Origin of the sequence: Citrobacter koseri ATCC BAA-895 (assembly GCF_000018045.1) — a bacterium.
Classification (GTDB): domain Bacteria; phylum Pseudomonadota; class Gammaproteobacteria; order Enterobacterales; family Enterobacteriaceae; genus Citrobacter_B; species Citrobacter_B koseri.
Genome location: NC_009792.1, coordinates 2831951 through 2850573, shown reverse-complemented (window position 1 = coordinate 2850573; position 18623 = coordinate 2831951). Strand labels below are relative to the sequence as shown.

The window sequence follows — 18623 nt, the reverse complement described above, 5'->3', positions numbered from 1 at the left end:
GGTATTACTCTATGGTAATCAAATTATAATAAGTACCTGTAGGCCGGATAAGCGAAGCCGCCATCCGGCAGATCAGTATTACTCTTCGTGGTCTTCCCACGCCAGGGCGCGTTTGACCGCTTTTTTCCAGCCGCTGTAACGGAAGTTACGCTCGGTGGTTTCGATGCCTGGACGGAATTCACGCTCGATGACCGCTTTTTCCTGCAACTCATCCAGGTTCTGCCAGTAACCCACCGCCAGACCTGCCAGATACGCCGCACCCAGCGCCGTCACTTCGCGCACTTCCGGGCGCTCAACGCGCGTACCAAGAATGTCTGACTGGAACTGCATCAGGAAGTTGTTGGCAACCGCGCCGCCGTCAACGCGCAGGGCGTGCAGGCGAATACCGGAGTCCGCCTGCATCGCTTCCAGCACGTCGCGCGTCTGGTAAGCGATCGATTCCAGCGTTGCACGGATGATGTGGTTGGAGTTTACGCCACGGGTCAGACCGAAGATGGCGCCGCGCGCATACGGGTCCCAGTACGGCGCGCCCAGACCGGTAAAGGCCGGTACAACGTATACGCCGTTGGTGTCTTTCACTTTGGTGGCGAAATATTCAGAGTCGAATGCGTCGCTGATGAGTTTCATCTCATCACGCAGCCACTGAATGGATGCGCCAGCCATAAACACCGCCCCTTCCAGCGCATAGTTCACTTCGCCGGTCGGGCCACAGGCGATGGTGGTCAAAAGTCCGTTTTCGGACTTAACCGCTTTCTCGCCGGTGTTCATCAGCATAAAGCAGCCGGTGCCGTAAGTGTTTTTCGCCATCCCCTCTTTGACGCACAGCTGGCCGAACAGCGCCGCCTGCTGGTCACCGGCGATCCCGGCGATTGGAATACGCGTGCCGCCTTTACCCCCGATGTTCGTCTGGCCGTACACTTCTGAAGAACGACGCACTTCCGGCAGCATAGCGCGCGGGATATCCAGCGCATCCAGCATTTTGTCATCCCAGTCCAGGGTATGGATGTTGAACAGCATGGTACGTGAAGCGTTGGTGTAATCCGTGACGTGTACGCGTCCCTGCGTCATTTTCCAGATAAGCCAGGTATCCACCGTACCGAACAGCAGTTCACCGCGACGTGCGCGCTCACGGGAGCCTTCTACGTGATCGAGAATCCACTTCACTTTGGTGCCGGAGAAGTACGGGTCAATCACCAGACCGGTGTTGTTGCGGATGTAATCTTCCATGCCGTCACGCTTCAGGCGTTCGCAGATTTCGGCGGTACGGCGGCACTGCCAGACAATTGCGTTATAAATCGGTTTGCCGGTTTCACGTTCCCAGACGATGGTGGTTTCACGCTGGTTAGTAATACCGATTGCTGCGATCTGATCGGAACTGATGTCTGCTTTCGCCAGCACTTCAACCAGCGTTGAGCTTTGGGTGGCCCAGATTTCCATTGGGTCGTGTTCTACCCAGCCTGCTTTCGGGTAGATTTGCTCAAATTCACGTTGCGACACGCTAACGATATTCGCATCGTGATCCATCACGACGGCGCGGGAGCTGGTGGTGCCCTGGTCGAGCGCAACGATATATTTTTTCTCAGTCATAATTTTTTTGTCCCGTAGTCACATTACAGCGAAGCTTTTTGTTGTGCGGTAGTGGTGGTGTCCTTCTCTTCAACCACGCAAGTATCACACGGCAAATGGCGGCCAATCAGTTTACGATAGGCGAATGCGCCCAGAATGGCGCCCGCAATCGGGCCGAACATCGGTACCAGGAAGTAAGGAATATCCTTACCGCCAGTCAAGGCAACGTTCCCCCAGCCAGCGAGCCAGGCGAACAGTTTCGGGCCGAAGTCACGCGCCGGGTTCATCGCAAACCCGGTCAGCGGCCCCATAGAGGCGCCAATTACTGCGATCAGTAAACCAATGAGCAGAGGAGCCAGTGGGCCGCGCGGCACGCCGTTACCATCATCGGTCAGCGCCAGAATAAGCCCCATCAGAATAGCGGTAATTACCATCTCAACCGCGAAGGCTTGCACAAAATTGATATGTGGATTTGGATATGTTGAGAAAGTGCCAGCCAGATCAACACTTTCGATACTGCCACGGACGATGTGGTGCGTTTGTTCAAAATCAGCGAAAAGATTGTAGTAAAGCCCGTAAACTAATGCCGCTGCGCAAAACGCGCCGGCAACTTGAGAAATGATAAAAGGAACAACTTTGCGTTTGTCGAAACAGGCAAACAGCCACAGTGCGATTGTTACGGCTGGATTTAAATGTGCGCCGGAGACACCTGCTGTCAGGTAGATAGCCATCGCCACCCCCAGACCCCAGATGATACTGATTTCCCACTGACCGAAAGTAGCACCTGCTACTTTAAGAGCAGCGACACAACCCACACCGAAGAAAATCAACAACCCAGTACCGAGAAATTCAGCAATGCACTGGCCTTTTAAGGTTGATGTTTGACTCATAATCGGATCCTGAAGAGAGTTTAATGTTTATTGTTTGCGAAGAGGTCACTGACGCCTTCGATGCCTGTAGGCATACTGTTAATTTATCGTTAACGAGCAAAAACGAGAAATATCGAAATCAAAATGTGTGTACTGCGTCAATAAAATGAGCGTTATCGCGCCATGAAGCGCGTTTTACGACAAACCAGGAGTGTGAGCTGAATCATTTCATTAACCAATATGTTAACACTTTAGAGTTATGTGAGTTATGTCACCAGGACAAGGATGAAAAGTGTTGCAAACCGCAATCTACGCGGTATGTCGCTGGACAGGGATGGCGCGGCTTCATACAATCGGCACTATATATTGTGCGCGTTTACGTGAAGCGTCGCCTTGCAATTCAGGAGAGGTATGGCCATGTCATTAGAAGTGTTTGAGAAACTGGAAGCAAAAGTACAGCAGGCGATTGATACCATTACGCTTTTGCAGATGGAAATCGAAGAGCTGAAAGAAAAGAACAACAGCCTGGCGCAGGATGTACAGTCTGCTCAGCATCAGCGTGAAGAGCTGGAGCGTGAGAACAACCATCTGAAAGAACAGCAGAGCGGGTGGCAGGATCGTTTGCAGGCGCTGCTGGGTCGTATGGAAGAAGTCTGAGCCGTAGCGGTGTTGGCTGCGCTCAGCGTTGTAGGCCGGATAAGGCGTAAGCCGCCATCCGGCACTGCAATATCGCCTGATGGCGCTACGCTTATCAGGCCTACAGTCGGCATCGTTTATGAGCGGCAACGCAATAAAAAAGGCACCTTACGGTGCCTTTTTTGATCACTCGATATCAAGTGGGTCTTCGGAGAGGATTATCCCTGTATTGTCGGCGTAGAGATGATCGCCGGAGAAGAAGGTCACGCCGCCAAAATTGACGCGGACGTCGCTTTCCCCGATTCCTTCACCTGCGGCGCCTACCGGAATCGCGGCAAGCGCCTGGATGCCGATATCCAGCTCTTCCAGGTCGTCTACCTGACGCACCGCGCCGTAGATGACCAGCCCTTCCCATTCATTTTGCGTAGCCAGACGCGCCAGTTCGGCGTCGACCAGCGCGCGACGGACAGAACCACCGCCATCGACCAGCAGAATGCGACCACGGCCATTCTGTTCGAGCAGATCGTAGAGCAACCCGTTGTCCTCGAAACATTTTACCGTGATGATTTGTCCGCCAAACGACGACCGTCCTCCAAAGTTAGAGAACAGTGGTTCCACGACGTTGACATCTTCCTGGTAGATGTCACAAAGCTCGGAAGTATCGTATTTCATAGGCTTAACGTTCAGTTGCTGCGAGAATTTTTAGTATATCGCGCTATGCGTACTGTTTGCAAAATCATCAATTGTTCATTGATATTTGTCAGTTAAACCGCCCACTGGCTTAAGAAAATCCCGACGAAAAACAGCAGGTTAGTCAACAGCGCGGCTTTAACGGTACGTTCCAGCATCGGGCGCATCGCAGCGGGTTCCATTTCGCGCATCACATAACGCGCCTGTTTAATCAGTAACGGTGCGGCCAGGATGAACAGCCATCCCCACAGGCTTTGCAGCGAAATCAGGTTAAACAGCGCCAGGCAGACCAGTGAACCCATCAACAGGCAGGCGTGATAACGACGTGCGTTAACCGCGCCTAAACGTACCACCAGCGTGTTTTTACCGTTTTCTTTATCGCTGTTGATATCGCGCAGATTGTTGATGTTGAGCACGGCGGTCGCCAGCAGTCCGCAGGCGGTAGCAGGTAAGATAAGCGCAGGAATGAGCGTATGCGCCTGTAGATACCAGCTGCCCATTACGCTGAGCCAGCCAAAGAACACCAGCACGGAAATGTCGCCCAGACCAATATAGCCGTAAGGACGGTTCCCGACGGTGTAGGTAATCGCGGCGATAATCGACAGGCCGCCCAGCACCAGGAATCCGACAAAATCCGTCAGCGTATGACATGCGACAGCCACCAGCGCCAGACCGGAGAGGCAAATCAGCGCCACGGTAATGATCAGCGCCCGCTTCATCTCCTGCCGGGTGATCACCCCTTTTTGCATCCCGCGCAGCGGCCCGATGCGGTCAGGCTTATCACTGCCTTTGACGGCGTCGCCATAATCGTTGGCAAGGTTCGATAAGATTTGCAGCAGCCCGGCGGTGATCAACGCCAGCAGCGCAACCAGGGGATCGAAGTACCCTTGCCACCATGCCAGCGCTGTACCGACGATGATTGCCGCAAACGCGAGCGGCAGCGTTTTCGGTCGTAAACTTTCCAGCCAGGCCTGGGAGCGGCTAATTTGTTGTTGTTCAGTCATATTTAGCGCCAATAAAAATGGGGCTTTTCAGCCCCATCAACAGTGATGAAAATGCATTGAACGCGATTATAGGATAAAACGACTCAGATCTTCATCTGCGACCAGCGCATCCAGATGTTTGCTCACATATTCCGCATCAATTGTTATGCTCTGACCATTCAGATCGCTGGCGTCATAGGAGATATCTTCCATCAGACGTTCCAGAACGGTATGCAGACGACGCGCACCGATGTTTTCGGTGGTTTCGTTTACCTGCCATGCCGCTTCGGCAATGCGTTTGATGCCGGACTCGGTAAACTCGATGTCCACGCCTTCGGTCGCCATCAGCGCTTTGTACTGAACGGTAACGGACGCGTTCGGCTCGGTGAGAATGCGTTCGAAATCTTCCGTCGTCAGCGCTTTCAGCTCAACGCGAATCGGCAGACGCCCCTGCAACTCGGGGATCAGATCAGACGGTTTCGCCACCTGGAACGCGCCGGAGGCGATAAACAGGATGTGGTCGGTTTTCACCATACCGTGCTTGGTAGAGACGGTGCAGCCTTCTACCAGCGGCAGCAGGTCGCGCTGTACGCCTTCGCGGGAAACGTCCGGGCCAGAGGATTCGCCGCGTTTACAGATTTTGTCGATTTCGTCGATAAACACGATCCCGTGCTGTTCAACGGCGTCGATGGCTTCCTGTTTCAGCTCTTCCGGGTTCACCAGTTTGGCCGCTTCTTCTTCAATCAGCAGCTTCATCGCGTCTTTGATTTTCAGCTTACGCGGTTTTTGTTTCTGGCCGCCCAGGTTCTGGAACATGGACTGCAACTGGCTGGTCATCTCTTCCATTCCCGGAGGCGCCATAATTTCAACGCCCATCGGTGCGGCTGCGAGATTGATCTCAATTTCTTTATCGTCGAGCTGGCCTTCACGCAGTTTTTTGCGGAATGCCTGGCGCGCGGCGGACGGCTCTTGCTGTTGCTCAGCCTGACCCCAGTTATTTTTCGCCGGAGGGATCAGCGCGTCGAGAATACGCTCTTCCGCCATTTCTTCTGCGCGGTAGCGGTTTTTCTCAATAGACTGAACGCGCACCATTTTGATCGCGGAGTCGGTCAGGTCGCGGATAATGGAATCCACTTCTTTACCCACATAACCGACTTCGGTGAATTTTGTCGCTTCAACTTTGATGAACGGCGCGTTGGCCAGTTTTGCCAGGCGACGCGCGATTTCGGTTTTACCTACGCCGGTCGGGCCGATCATCAGAATATTTTTTGGCGTCACTTCATGGCGCAGCTCTTCGTTGAGCTGCATGCGGCGCCAGCGGTTACGCAGTGCAATCGCCACGGAACGCTTGGCGTTGTCCTGGCCAATGATGTGCTTGTTCAGTTCGCTGACGATTTCGCGTGGGGTCATTTCAGACATGGGAGATCCTTACGCTTTAGACGGTAATTCTTCAATGGTGTGGAAGTGGTTGGTGTAAATGCAGATATCGCCTGCAATATCCAACGCCTTTTCAGCAATTTCGCGGGCGCCCAGTTCGGTATTTTCTAACAGTGCGCGTGCCGCAGCCTGGGCGTAGGGACCACCGGAGCCGATAGCAATCAGATCATTTTCCGGCTGTATGACATCGCCATTACCCGTGATGATCAGTGAAGCGGTTTCATCTGCGACGGCCAGCAGCGCTTCGAGCTTGCGTAGCATACGGTCAGTACGCCAGTCTTTCGCCAGTTCAACGGCGGCTTTGACCAGGTGGCCCTGATGCATTTCCAGTTTACGCTCAAACAGTTCGAACAGCGTGAATGCGTCTGCCGTTCCCCCTGCAAAGCCCGCAATGACTTTATCGTTGTACAGACGGCGAACTTTCTTCACGTTGCCTTTCATTACGGTATTGCCCAGTGTGGCCTGACCATCACCGGCGATTACCACATGGCCGTTACGGCGTACGCTTACTATTGTTGTCACGAGCAGACCCCTTGGTTACAAATGCAGAATACAGGCCCCGCACGCGGTACGGGGCATAATGCAAATATAAATGGGGGGGATTTTGGGGGTTTCAACCCCCGGAGGCGAGTCGAATGCAGTTTGTGTGACCCGCCATCTTCAGGCGGTTAAGGGTGCTGTCTGCATTCTCTTTGCCTTTGACTGGACCGATGACCACACGATTCCACCCGTTGTTGGTGGTGATTTTGGAGTCAAAGCCTTCAAAAGCCAACTGGGCGCGCACGGTTTCCGCTTGCTCGGCGCCTTTGAAGGAGCCGCATTGCACCATCCAGCGACGTTCATCTTTCTTCTCTGCCGTCTGTTTTGGCGCTTCAGGTTCACGCGCGATCGGCGCGGCCTGCTGCGTTTTAGGCTGAGAAGTCGTGGTGTGCGCAGGCGTCTGCAACAGGTCCTGATAAGGCTGCTGGGATGTCGTCTGCTTCGGCTGCTGCGTCTGGCGTGGCTGCTGTGCAGGTGCAGTCTGCGCCGTACGCGGTTGCTGCTGTGGCTGTTGGTACGGTTGCTCCGTCACGCGTGGCTGCGTACGCGGCTGTTGAACCGGCTGGGTGTTAGCCCACTGCTGCTGTTGTACCTGCTGCTGTGCCTGACGCTGGCGCTGCAATGTCTGCTGACGCTGTTCAGGCGTCTGTTCGTTCCACGGCACTTCGTTAAGCTGGGTCGGCTGCTGGCGCATATCCGCCTGCATTTGCGCCAGTAGCTGACGCTGCTCGCTGGTGAGCTGCTCCGGGTTCATCACTTCGCCGCCCGCAGAAGGCTCGGTTGGCGCACGCACGCCCGGCTGGCGGCTTTCCAGCTCTTTAATGTAGCGCCAGCGCTCTTCCGGCTTCGGCGGCAGCCCGTTGCCGGTCACTTTCTGGCTTTGCAGCGTTTCGGACTCTTCTTTTTTGTGATGAGTAATGAAGTACAGACCCCCGATAAAGGCCACAAGGACAGCCGCCGCAATAGCGACCATTGCGGGTGAAACCGCAGGCGTGTTGCGTTGCTTTTTCCGTGAGGTGCTCTTTTTGCGCCGCGAAGGTGCCGGTTGACCGCGACGTACATAATCTCGTTGTGCCACTATCGTTTCGCTGTATTTATTCGTTCGTCAGCCCGCCATGTTACTTAAGCGGCGGGCTTTTGACCAGATAGGTGAGTCTTAAAGGTTTAAGTTAAGGCTCGCGTCGAACCACGAATAATTAACTCGCAGTCCAGCAAGCGCGAGCCGCTGCTGACATTTTGCCCCTGTAACTGGTCGAGCAAGAGCAGCATTGCTTCGCGCCCGATATCGAAGCGCGGCTGTGAAACCGTCGTCAGAGGCGGGTCGCAAAATTCCGCCAGCGCAATGTTATCAAAGCCAATGATGGACAGATCGTCAGGGACTTTCAGACCATGACGCTTGGCCCAGGAGAGCGCGCCGAGCGCCATAACGTCGCTGTGACAGAACACGGCGGTCGGAGGCTGCGGAAGCGCAAGTAGCTGTTGCAGCGCGTGGCCGCCCGCCTCGTAGGTGAAATCGCCCCGGGCGATATAATGCGGGTCGACGGTAATGCCGCAGCGACGCAGCGCCTGCACATAGCCTTGCAGACGGTAGTGGCACAGCGGCATCTCCTCCGGCCCGGCAATGCATCCGATACGCTGGTGCCCCTGTTCATGCAGATAATTCACGGCGTTAAAGGCCGCAGTCAGGTTATCAATATGAACGGTAGGCAGCTCCAGCTCCGGCGCGAATTCGTTGGCCATCACCATCGGCGGCAGATTCCGTTGCTCTTCAATGCTGGCGTCGAACGGCAGGCGTGAACCGAGCAATAACATGCCATCAATTTGTTTGGTGATGATCAAATTGATAAAGGTCTTTTCTTGCTGATTCTGGTGCGCGCAGTCACCAATCAACACCAGATATCCGTGGCTTGCGGCGGTAACCTCAATGCCCCGGATGATTTCACTGAAAAAGGGATCACAAATATCCGGGACGATCACCAGGATGGTGCGTGATTCATTCCGTTTGCTATTTCGCCCCATTGATTGCGGTAAATATCCCACCTCCATCGCCGCCTGTTCAACCCGGTTACGGGTCGACTGGGAGACTTTATCCGGGTTCATTAACGCACGGGACACGGTTGCTGTTGAGACTTTCGCCTTCATAGCAACATCTTTCATTGTAGCGGCAGCAACCTGTTTCTTCGGTTTCACACTCTCTCCTCGCCTGGGAAATCAGGCGCAGAACTATCCTTGTTTAACTCACATCGAAAACATTTTTATCAGATAGTTAATGGAAGCGGTTACAGAATTTTCATAAAAAGTGTGATGGATATTTAATTTTACGATCCGCCTCGCATCGTGACCCGTTATCCCTCAATGGGATCGACATCCAGCACCCATTTAACCTTGCGGGAATCGGGTAGCGTATTGATGAGCGCCAGCGTGCCGCTGACGATGTGTTGCAGACGAATTCGCGACGGATGCTGCAACAAAATTTGCCAACGGTAGCGGCCGCCGCGTTTTGGCGCGAGCGCAGGCACCGGGCCTAATACCCAGAGCTTGTCATCCGCAAGCGGGCTGGCCTGAATCAGATTACGCAACTGTTGCAGGAACACCGGCGCCTGCTGGTTGTTATGATCTTCCGCCCGCACAATCACATGGCTGGTCCACGGCGGAAGTTGCAGCGTTTGCCGCTCGGCCAGCGCCTGTTCAGCAAAAGCGTCATAGCCTTTGTGCAGCAAGGTTTGCAGCAAAGGGTGCTCTGGATGGTGGGTCTGCAATACCACCTCGCCCTGTTTTCCGGCGCGTCCGGCGCGGCCGGAAACCTGAGTGTAAAGCTGGGCAAAACGTTCCGCCGAACGGAAATCCGCCGAGAACAGCGCGCCGTCAACGTCCAGCAACGCCACCAGGGTGACGTCCGGGAAGTGGTGCCCTTTCGCCAGCATTTGCGTGCCGATCAAAATGCGCGCGCCGCCGCGATGGACTTCCGCCAGATGCTGCTCCAGCGCGCCTTTACGGCTGGTGGTGTCGCGGTCGATGCGCGAGACCGGCACGCCGGGAAAGAAGGGCGCCAACGCCTGCTCAAGCTGTTCTGTCCCTAACCCAACCGGCACCATATGCGTGGAGCCGCAGGAAGGGCACTGACGCGGTATCGGGCGCTGGCTGTCGCAATGGTGACAGCGCAGGTGGTGTTGCGCCTGGTGCAACGTGTAATAGTGATCGCAGCGCGGACATTCGGCAATCCAGCCGCAGTCGTGGCATAACAGCGCAGGAGCAAATCCCCGGCGGTTAAGGAAGAGAATGACCTGGTTATCTGCCTGCAGGTGCTGATGCATACGGGCGATAAGCGCGGGAGCCAGCCCGGCCTGGATCTTCTGGCCTTTTAAATCCAGCACATGCTGGAGGGCAGGGCGTGCGTTGCCTGCCCGGCGCGTCAGGCGCAGCATGCGGTACTTTTTTTGTCGCACGTTGCATAACGTCTCCAGCGCCGGTGTTGCCGAGCCGAGAATAATCGGGATTTGTTCGCTGTGAGCGCGGTATACCGCCAGGTCGCGGGCGTGGTAACGCCAGCCTTCCTGCTGCTTATAGGAGCTGTCATGCTCTTCGTCGATCACAATGACGCCGAGGTTTTTAAACGGCGTAAACAACGATGAGCGAGTGCCGATGACAATCGCCGCCTCGCCGTTTTTGGCTTTCAGCCAGGCTGAGAGACGTTCGCTGTCATTTAACCCGGAGTGCAGAACTTCGACGGGGGCGTTGAAGCGCTCGCGAAAGCGGGCGATGGTTTGCGGCGTCAGGCCAATTTCCGGCACCATCACCAGCGCCTGTTTGCCCTGAGCGAGGACGTTTTCCAGTACGCTGAGATAGACCTCTGTTTTACCGGAACCCGTAACGCCCGCCAGCAGCCAGGCAGAAAAGCTGTCCGACGCGCTGTGGATGGCGCCAACGGCGGTGGCCTGTTCGGTATTGAGACGCAGCCGATCGCCACAAACGGCGTAATGGGTGCGCCAGTCGCTAAAGCCGGGCGTTTCGCTCGCCAGCTCGCACAGTCCTTTTTTACGTAGCGCCTGGAGCGCCGCGTCATTAAATTCAAGATCCGCCACCTGGTCGCGCCAGATCTTCCCCTGCCGCAGCGCGGCCAGCGCCTGTTGCTGTTTAGGCGAACGCTTCAGGCTATTGAGATCGATAGCGTGGCCGTCTTCGGTGGCGAACCAGTACCACATCGGCGCGTTGCTGGCGGGTTTCCCCTGGCGCAGCAAAATCGGCAGAGCGTGAAACAGAACGTCACCCATTGGATGGTGGTAGTAATCCGCCGCCCAAAGCAGCAAACGCCAGACGGAGGGCGAAAAGACCGGCTCGCTGTCCAGTACCTCAACGACCGCTTTCAGTTCGTTAAGCGGCAGTTCGCTTTGTTCGCTGACCGACACCACAATCCCGACGCGTTCCTGCTGTTTGCCAAACGGCACGCGCACCCGACACCCGGCTTTGACGGTCATGCCTTCTGGCAAGAGATAGTCAAAGGTGCGGGGTAGCGGAACGGGCAAGGCAACGTGCGCGACGGGCATGTAATCATCCTGGCTGACTTGAATTCTGGCGGGTTAGTATACACATTGTGATGAGGGAGCGCGGATCAGTTTGCATACGCTGGTCAAATTCTGTATGATTCGCCGCCTTTGATACACATTTGTATCATCGACCTATATTATCAACATCGCGTGGTGTCTGGCGTTAGGGCTGGAAGAGCGACGCGGCCTTAAACCGAGGTTTCCCCATGAAAAAAGATATTCACCCGAAATACGAAGAAATTACTGCAAACTGCTCTTGCGGTAATGTCATCAAAATCCGCTCTACTGCAGGTCACGACCTGAACCTGGACGTGTGCGGTAAATGCCACCCGTTCTACACTGGCAAACAGCGTGATGTTGCTACCGGTGGCCGTGTTGACCGCTTCAACAAGCGTTTCAGCATCCCGGGCAGCAAATAACTTATTGCTGTCAAAGAAAAAAGCGCCGAAAGGCGCTTTTTTTGTCTTTGCCTGATGGCGTTGACGCTTATCAGTACCTGCGGTACTGAATCCTTCCGCTGCTATCCGGCAAAAAAATCAATACTCCCACGTATCCGGGTCGATCCCCAGTTCACGCATGATGATTTTGGCCTCTTCCGGTATTTCATCACTGCGCTCTTTACGCAAGTCTTCATCGTTCGGCAATGGTTGCCCGGTAAAGGCATGCAGAAACGCTTCACACAGCAGTTCGCTGTTGGTGGCGTGACGCAGGTTGTTCACCTGACGACGCGTGCGTTCATCGGTGAGGATTTTTAACACCTTCAGAGGAATGGAAACCGTAATCTTTTTGACTTGCTCACTCTTCTTACCGTGCTCAGCGTATGGGCTGATATATTCGCCGCTCCATTCAGCCATGAGATACCTTTAATCTTCTCGTCATTAGTTAAGGGCCAGAATCGTCGTGCCTGGCCGTAATCCCGCATAGTTTACCGTACAGGCGATATCGTGACACGGGTTAAGCGTTTGTAGATGTGCGCTAATGCATATAATTTTAACGGCTATTTCCAGTTTGCTCAATCTATACGCAAAGAAGTTTAGATGTCCAGATGTATTGACGTCTATTGTAACAATGTTTACTCTGGTGCCTGACTTTTCACCGATTCAGCCCAGGAACTTCTCAACATGACGCGTAAACAGGCCACCATCGCAGTGCGTAGCGGGTTAAATGACGACGAGCAGTACGGTTGCGTTGTCCCGCCGATTCACCTTTCCAGCACCTATAACTTCACCGGTTTTAATGAACCTCGCGCCCATGACTATTCGCGACGTGGAAATCCGACGCGTGATGTGGTTCAGCGCGCGCTGGCGGAGCTGGAGGGCGGTACGGGCGCGGTGCTGACCAATACCGGGATGTCGGCCATTCTGCTGGTGACGACCGTGTTCCTGAAGCCGGGCGATCTGCTGGTGGCGCCGCACGACTGCTACGGCGGCAGCTATCGCCTGTTTGACAGCCTGGCGAAGCGGGGCTGTTATCGCGTGCTGTTTGTCGATCAAGGCGATGAGCAGGCGCTGAAAGCGGCGCTGGCGGAAAAACCGAAGCTGGTGCTGGTGGAAAGCCCCAGTAATCCGTTGTTACGCGTGGTGGATATTGCGAAAATCTGCCAGCTGTCGCGAGAAGCGGGCGCGGTGAGCGTTGTGGACAACACGTTTTTAAGCCCTGCGCTGCAAAATCCGCTGGCGTTGGGCGCCGATCTGGTGTTGCATTCATGCACGAAATATTTAAACGGCCATTCGGATGTGGTGGCTGGCGTGGTGATTGCGAAAGATCCAGAGATTGTCACCGAACTGGCATGGTGGGCCAATAATATTGGCGTCACCGGCGGCGCGTTTGATAGCTATCTGCTGCTACGTGGGCTGCGTACTCTGGTGCCGCGAATGGACGTGGCTCAGCGCAATGCCCAGGCCATTGTGGACTATCTGCAAACCCAGCCGCTGGTGAAAAAACTGTATCATCCGTCGCTGCCGGATAATCAAGGGCACGAGATTGCCGCGCGCCAGCAAAAAGGCTTTGGCGCAATGTTGAGTTTTGAACTGGATGGCGATGAGCAGACGCTGCGTCGTTTCCTGGGCGGGCTGTCGTTGTTTACGCTGGCGGAATCCTTAGGGGGTGTTGAAAGCCTGATCTCCCACGCCGCAACGATGACACATGCAGGCATGGCGCCAGAAGCGCGTGCTGCCGCCGGAATTTCAGAGACGCTGCTGCGTATCTCCACCGGTATTGAAGATGGCGAAGATTTAATTGCCGACCTGGAAAATGGCTTCCGGGCTGCAAACAAGGGGTAAACATGAGTGTGATTGCGCAGGCAGGGGCGAAGGGTCGTCAACTGCATAAATTTGGTGGCAGTAGTCTGGCAGACGTGAAATGTTATCTGCGTGTCGCAGGCATTATGGCGGAGTACTCGCAGCCTGACGATATGATGGTTGTTTCCGCCGCCGGTAGTACCACCAACCAGTTGATTAGCTGGCTGAAGTTAAGCCAGACCGACCGCCTCTCCGCGCATCAGGTGCAACAGACGTTACGCCGCTATCAGAGCGATCTGATCAGCGGGCTGCTTCCCGCCGACGTTGCGGATGGTCTGATCTGCGCTTTCATTAGCGATCTGGAGCGTCTTGCCGCGCTGCTCGACAGCGGCGTGACCGATGCCGTTTATGCCGAAGTCGTCGGGCACGGCGAGATCTGGTCTGCGCGTCTGATGTCCGCAGTGCTGAATGAGCAAGGACTGGCGTCGGCATGGCTGGACGCGCGTGAGTTTTTACGCGCTGAACGCGCCGCGCAGCCGCAGGTAGATGAAGGTCTCTCTTACCCGTTACTGCAACAGTTGCTGGTGCAGCATCCGGGCAAGCGTCTGGTCGTTACCGGTTTTATCAGTCGCAGCAATGCGGGCGAGACGGTGCTGCTGGGCCGTAACGGTTCTGACTATTCCGCCACGCAAATTGGCGCGCTGGCGGGGGTTTCCCGTGTCACCATCTGGAGCGATGTGGCCGGGGTTTACAGCGCCGACCCGCGTAAAGTGAAAGATGCCTGTCTGCTGCCGCTGCTGCGTCTGGATGAAGCCAGCGAGCTGGCGCGTCTGGCCGCGCCGGTTCTGCACGCCCGTACCCTACAGCCGGTTTCCGGCAGCGATATCGATTTGCAGTTGCGCTGTAGCTACACGCCGGATCAGGGGTCCACGCGCATTGAACGCGTGCTGGCGTCCGGCACCGGGGCGCGTATCGTCACCAGCCATGATGACGTCTGCCTGATTGAATTTCAGGTGCCCGCCAGCCAGGACTTTAAACTGGCCTGGAGAGACGTCGACCAGATTCTGAAACGGGCGCAGGTGCGTCCGCTGGCGGTTGGCGTGCATAACGATCGCCATCTGCTGCAATTCTGCTACACCTCTGAAGTCGCTGATAGCGCATTAAAAATTCTTGATGAAGCGGGCCTGCCGGGCGAATTGCGCCTGCGTCAGGGGCTGGCGCTGGTCGCGATGGTTGGCGCTGGCGTCACCCGTAACCCGCTGCACTGCCACCGCTTCTGGCAACAGCTGAAAGGCCAGCCGGTTGAATTTACCTGGCAGTCGGAAGAGGGGATCAGCCTGGTGGCCGTACTGCGCACCGGCCCGACTGAAAGCCTGATTCAGGGGCTGCACCAGTCTATTTTTCGCGCGGAAAAACGCATCGGCCTGGTGCTGTTCGGCAAAGGCAACATCGGTTCCCGCTGGCTGGAACTGTTTGCCCGCGAGCAGAGCACGCTCTCCGCGCGTACCGGGTTTGAATTTGTCCTGGCGGGCGTGGTGGATAGCCGTCGCAGCCTGCTGAACTACGAAGGGCTGGATGCCAGCCGTGCGCTGGCGTTCTTCAACGACGAAGCGATTGAGCAGGATGAAGAGTCGCTGTTCCTGTGGATGCGCGCTCACCCGTATGACGATCTGGTGGTGCTGGATGTCACCGCCAGCGAGCAACTGGCCGATCAGTATCTTGATTTCGCCAGCCACGGCTTCCACGTCATCAGCGCCAATAAACTGGCGGGGGCGAGCACCAGCGATAAATATCGCCAGATCCACGACGCGTTCGAAAAAACCGGGCGTCACTGGTTGTATAACGCGACCGTTGGCGCGGGCCTGCCGATCAACTATACGGTGCGCGATCTGATTGACAGTGGCGATGCCATTCTGTCGATCAGCGGGATCTTCTCCGGCACGCTGTCGTGGCTGTTCCTGCAATTTGACGGTTCCATACCGTTTACCGATCTGGTGGATCAGGCCTGGCAGCAGGGGCTGACCGAGCCGGACCCGCGCGTTGACCTTTCTGGTAAAGATGTGATGCGCAAGCTGGTGATTCTGGCGCGTGAAGCGGGTTACGACATCGAGCCGGACCAGGTGCGCGTTGAATCGCTGGTGCCCGCACACTGCGAAGAGGGATCTGTCGATCACTTCTTTGAAAATGGCGATGAGCTGAATGAGCAGATGGTACAGCGTCTGGAAGCCGCTCGTGAAATGGGGCTGGTGCTGCGCTACGTGGCGCGTTTCGACGCCAACGGTAAAGCGCGCGTTGGCGTTGAAGCGGTGCGCCCGGAACATCCGCTGGCGGCGCTGCTGCCGTGCGATAACGTCTTTGCCATCGAAAGCCGCTGGTATCGCGACAATCCGCTGGTGATCCGTGGGCCGGGGGCCGGTCGTGACGTCACCGCCGGGGCGATTCAGTCGGATATCAACCGCCTGGCGCAGCTGCTGTAGTATTTGTTGCCGGATGGCGCTGCGCTTATCTGGTCTACGGAATATGTAGGCCGGATAAGGCAACGCCGCCACCCGGCGATTCACCGAGTCGCAAACACCTCTTTTGCGGCGAACAGACCGTTCAGCGCAGCCGGAAAACCGGCATAAACCGCCATCTGCATTATCACTTCGATAATTTCCTCCTGCGTTAACCCCACATGTCGCGCGGCGGCAATATGTACCTTCAACTGCGGCGTGGCGTTGCCCAGCGCGGTTAACGCGGCGACGGTTGCGATTTCCCGACTGCGTAAATCCAGCCCTGGCCGGGAATAGATATCGCCAAACGGAAATTCGATCAGATAGCGGGCAAAATCTGGCGCAATGTCTTGCAAACTTTCGATCACCGCATCGCCACCCTTGCCATCCACCTGTTGCAGCATTTTTTGACCGGTAATAAAGCGTTCTGAATGCATAGTGTATTCCTCGTTTGTCTGGAGTCTGTGGCGTGAGGATAGGGGGCGCGGAATGATTTGGATAATACCGTTTCCGTGATACCTTTTCGGTATGACAACATCCCCTTTGCACTCTCTGGATATCCGCCTGCTACGCTACTTTGCCGTGGTGGCGGAAGAGAACAATATGAGCCGCGCGGCACAGCGACTGTTTATGTCGCAACCGCCGCTGAGCCGCCATATTCGCCAGCTTGAAGAACGCCTGGGGGTGACGCTTTTTGTCCGTCATACTCGTGGACTCACGCTGACGGATGAGGGTCTGCGCGCGCTGGAAATCGTCCGCCCGCTGCTGGCGCAGCAGGACAAAACGTATGCTGCGCTGAATCAACTGGCGCAAACCGGCGCGCAATCGCTGCGTTTAGGGCTGAGCACCGCGTTTGAGCAGGGGATTTTTGCCCCCCTGGAGGCGCAACTGAATACGCGTGTGGAGAGGCTGCATATTGTGCGTCATGGTTCGCCTGAACTGGTACGCCAGGCGCGTCGGGGGAAACTGGATGCGGCGCTGGTGGCGCTGCCGCTTGAGGCCACAGGGTTAACCGTCACGCCGCTCGACTGGCAAGAACCGTTGATTGCCGCATTACCCTCCGTCTGGCCGGAAGCGAGCCTGACGTCGCTCTCCTTAGCTGCGCTTAACCACCGCCCGCTGTTCTGGTTCAAACGGGAACGTAATCCGGCCTTTTTTGACTACACCCGGCACATTTTCCGTCGCGCTGGTTACGCCCCCTCCTGCCTTGAAGAACCGCTGGAACATGATGTGCTGCTCGCGCGAATCGCCCACGGTGATGGCCTGAGTTTGCTCCCGGGCTCGTTTGCCGCTATTCAGCGCCAGGGCGTGATATTCCGCGCACTTAGCGACACTGAATTACGTATTCGTGCCGGGCTGGTGATGCTGCCTGAGAACGCTGTACGGTTGCGGTGGTTAAATACGCTTGTGATGCAATCCTTCATTATTTCGGACTGATTTGAATTTTTTTCACGTTGTCTGAGTATTCCTCACCTTTAACAGTGATTTTTCTGTTGACGGCATCCCACTTTTCGGTCATTTTTACATCCAGACGTCTAAACGGATAGATGTTCACAACACAACATATAATGACATGCGATTGATGAGGTAAGGTATGAGCTTTTTTCACGCCAACCAGCGGGAAGCCCTGAATCAGAGCCTGGCGGAAGTTCAGGGTCAGATTAATGTTTCGTTCGAGTTTTTCCCGCCGCGCACCAGTGAAATGGAGCAAACCCTGTGGAACTCTATCGATCGACTGAGCAGCCTGAAACCGAAGTTTGTCTCCGTAACCTACGGCGCCAACTCCGGTGAGCGCGACCGCACGCACAGCATCATCAAAGGCATTAAAGAGCGTACGGGCCTGGAAGCCGCGCCGCACCTGACCTGCATCGACGCCACCCGCGATGAACTGCGTACCATTGCCCAGGATTACTGGAATAACGGTATCCGTCATATTGTTGCCCTGCGCGGCGACCTGCCGCCGGGGAGCGGCAAGCCGGATATGTATGCCGCTGACCTGGTCAGCTTACTGAAAGAGGTTGCCGATTTTGATATCTCCGTCGCCGCTTACCCGGAAGTCCACCCGGAAGCGAAAAGCGCGCAGGCGGATCTGCTCAACCTGAAACGCAAAGTCGATGCTGGCGCTAACCGCGCAATTACCCAGTTTTTCTTCGATGTGGAAAGCTACCTGCGTTTTCGCGATCGCTGCGTCTCTGCGGGTATTGATGTCGAAATTATTCCGGGAATTCTGCCGGTCTCCAACTTTAAGCAGGCGAAGAAATTCGCTGATATGACTAACGTGCGCATTCCGGCGTGGATGTCACAGATGTTTGACGGCCTGGATGACGATGCGGAAACCCGCAAGCTGGTCGGGGCGAATATCGCGATGGACATGGTGAAGATCCTGAGCCGTGAAGGCGTGAAAGATTTCCACTTCTACACCCTGAACCGCGCTGAAATGAGTTACGCCATTTGCCACACGTTGGGTGTGCGGCCCGGCCTGTAACATGATTAGCCCTCTTCGGAGGGCTTTTTTATGCACATTTTGATCTGACGCCTGATACATAAATTTAAAAGATATTAGCTATCGAATCTGTGGGTTATTTCAACTATATCTTATCGTTGGTGATGTATATCGTAACGATAA

General features: G+C 55.5%; 17 protein-coding genes. 6 read left to right on the top strand and 11 right to left on the bottom strand.

All coding sequences use genetic code 11. The features are described from left to right. Nucleotides 1–78: 78 nt before the first annotated feature. Complete coding sequence (gene glpK / locus CKO_RS13120) at nucleotides 79–1587, bottom strand: glycerol kinase GlpK (protein ID WP_012133870.1); 1509 nt, start codon at nucleotides 1585–1587, stop codon at nucleotides 79–81. Between the two features lie 23 nt (nucleotides 1588–1610). Continuing rightward, a complete protein-coding gene (locus tag CKO_RS13115) occupies nucleotides 1611–2456 on the bottom strand; it encodes an MIP/aquaporin family protein (RefSeq protein ID WP_012133869.1) in 846 nt (281 codons plus the stop codon). A gap of 390 nt (nucleotides 2457–2846) precedes the next feature. On the opposite strand from CKO_RS13115, the gene zapB reads away from it, so the two are divergent. Beyond that, a complete protein-coding gene (zapB, locus tag CKO_RS13110; RefSeq protein WP_012133867.1) occupies nucleotides 2847–3092 on the top strand; it encodes a septal ring assembly protein ZapB in 246 nt (81 codons plus the stop codon). A 165-nt stretch (nucleotides 3093–3257) separates the two neighbouring features. Here the strand turns inward: zapB and rraA are convergent, their stop codons facing one another. The 7 genes from rraA to priA all read right to left on the bottom strand — a co-directional run bounded on the left by rraA (nucleotide 3258) and on the right by priA (nucleotide 11265). Then, nucleotides 3258–3743, bottom strand: coding sequence for a ribonuclease E activity regulator RraA (rraA, locus tag CKO_RS13105; RefSeq protein WP_012133864.1), 486 nt, complete (start codon nucleotides 3741–3743; stop codon nucleotides 3258–3260). Nucleotides 3744–3835: 92 nt separating this feature from the next. Continuing rightward, entirely contained in the window at nucleotides 3836–4765 is a 930-nt protein-coding gene (gene menA, locus CKO_RS13100; protein ID WP_012133862.1) for a 1,4-dihydroxy-2-naphthoate polyprenyltransferase, read from the bottom strand. Between the two features lie 66 nt (nucleotides 4766–4831). Then, nucleotides 4832–6163 (bottom strand): HslU--HslV peptidase ATPase subunit, encoded by a 1332-nt coding sequence (gene hslU, locus CKO_RS13095; protein WP_012133861.1) that lies wholly within the window; start codon nucleotides 6161–6163, stop codon nucleotides 4832–4834. Nucleotides 6164–6172: 9 nt separating this feature from the next. Beyond that, nucleotides 6173–6703: an ATP-dependent protease subunit HslV gene (hslV, locus tag CKO_RS13090; RefSeq protein ID WP_012133860.1), complete on the bottom strand. Its 531-nt coding sequence runs from the start codon at nucleotides 6701–6703 to the stop codon at nucleotides 6173–6175. 91 nt (nucleotides 6704–6794) lie between these two features. Next, a complete protein-coding gene (ftsN, locus tag CKO_RS13085) occupies nucleotides 6795–7799 on the bottom strand; it encodes a cell division protein FtsN (protein ID WP_024130660.1) in 1005 nt (334 codons plus the stop codon). An 86-nt stretch (nucleotides 7800–7885) separates the two neighbouring features. After that, nucleotides 7886–8911: a DNA-binding transcriptional regulator CytR gene (cytR, locus tag CKO_RS13080; RefSeq protein ID WP_012133858.1), complete on the bottom strand. Its 1026-nt coding sequence runs from the start codon at nucleotides 8909–8911 to the stop codon at nucleotides 7886–7888. 155 nt (nucleotides 8912–9066) lie between these two features. Next, on the bottom strand, nucleotides 9067–11265 hold the full coding sequence (priA, locus tag CKO_RS13075; RefSeq protein ID WP_012133857.1) for a primosomal protein N': 2199 nt from the start codon (nucleotides 11263–11265) through the stop codon (nucleotides 9067–9069). A 206-nt stretch (nucleotides 11266–11471) separates the two neighbouring features. On the opposite strand from priA, the gene rpmE reads away from it, so the two are divergent. Further along, on the top strand, nucleotides 11472–11684 hold the full coding sequence (gene rpmE, locus CKO_RS13070; RefSeq protein ID WP_024130659.1) for a 50S ribosomal protein L31: 213 nt from the start codon (nucleotides 11472–11474) through the stop codon (nucleotides 11682–11684). 117 nt (nucleotides 11685–11801) lie between these two features. Here rpmE and metJ read toward each other — a convergent pair whose 3' ends face one another. Next, the gene (gene metJ / locus CKO_RS13065; protein ID WP_012133855.1) at nucleotides 11802–12119 is read right to left on the bottom strand and encodes a met regulon transcriptional regulator MetJ; all 318 of its coding nucleotides are present in this window, start codon (nucleotides 12117–12119) and stop codon (nucleotides 11802–11804) included. A gap of 267 nt (nucleotides 12120–12386) precedes the next feature. Here metJ and metB point away from each other — a divergent pair, with 267 nt between their 5' ends. Next, a complete protein-coding gene (metB, locus tag CKO_RS13060; RefSeq protein ID WP_012133853.1) occupies nucleotides 12387–13547 on the top strand; it encodes a cystathionine gamma-synthase in 1161 nt (386 codons plus the stop codon). 2 nt (nucleotides 13548–13549) lie between these two features. After that, complete coding sequence (gene metL, locus CKO_RS13055; protein WP_012133852.1) at nucleotides 13550–15982, top strand: bifunctional aspartate kinase/homoserine dehydrogenase II; 2433 nt, start codon at nucleotides 13550–13552, stop codon at nucleotides 15980–15982. Nucleotides 15983–16062: 80 nt separating this feature from the next. Here metL and CKO_RS13050 read toward each other — a convergent pair whose 3' ends face one another. Beyond that, complete coding sequence (locus CKO_RS13050; protein WP_012133851.1) at nucleotides 16063–16434, bottom strand: carboxymuconolactone decarboxylase family protein; 372 nt, start codon at nucleotides 16432–16434, stop codon at nucleotides 16063–16065. Nucleotides 16435–16525: 91 nt separating this feature from the next. Here CKO_RS13050 and CKO_RS13045 point away from each other — a divergent pair, with 91 nt between their 5' ends. Next, nucleotides 16526–17434 (top strand): LysR family transcriptional regulator, encoded by a 909-nt coding sequence (locus tag CKO_RS13045; protein ID WP_012133850.1) that lies wholly within the window; start codon nucleotides 16526–16528, stop codon nucleotides 17432–17434. A gap of 157 nt (nucleotides 17435–17591) precedes the next feature. Beyond that, nucleotides 17592–18482 (top strand): methylenetetrahydrofolate reductase, encoded by an 891-nt coding sequence (gene metF / locus CKO_RS13040; RefSeq protein ID WP_012133849.1) that lies wholly within the window; start codon nucleotides 17592–17594, stop codon nucleotides 18480–18482. Nucleotides 18483–18623: the final 141 nt, after the last annotated feature.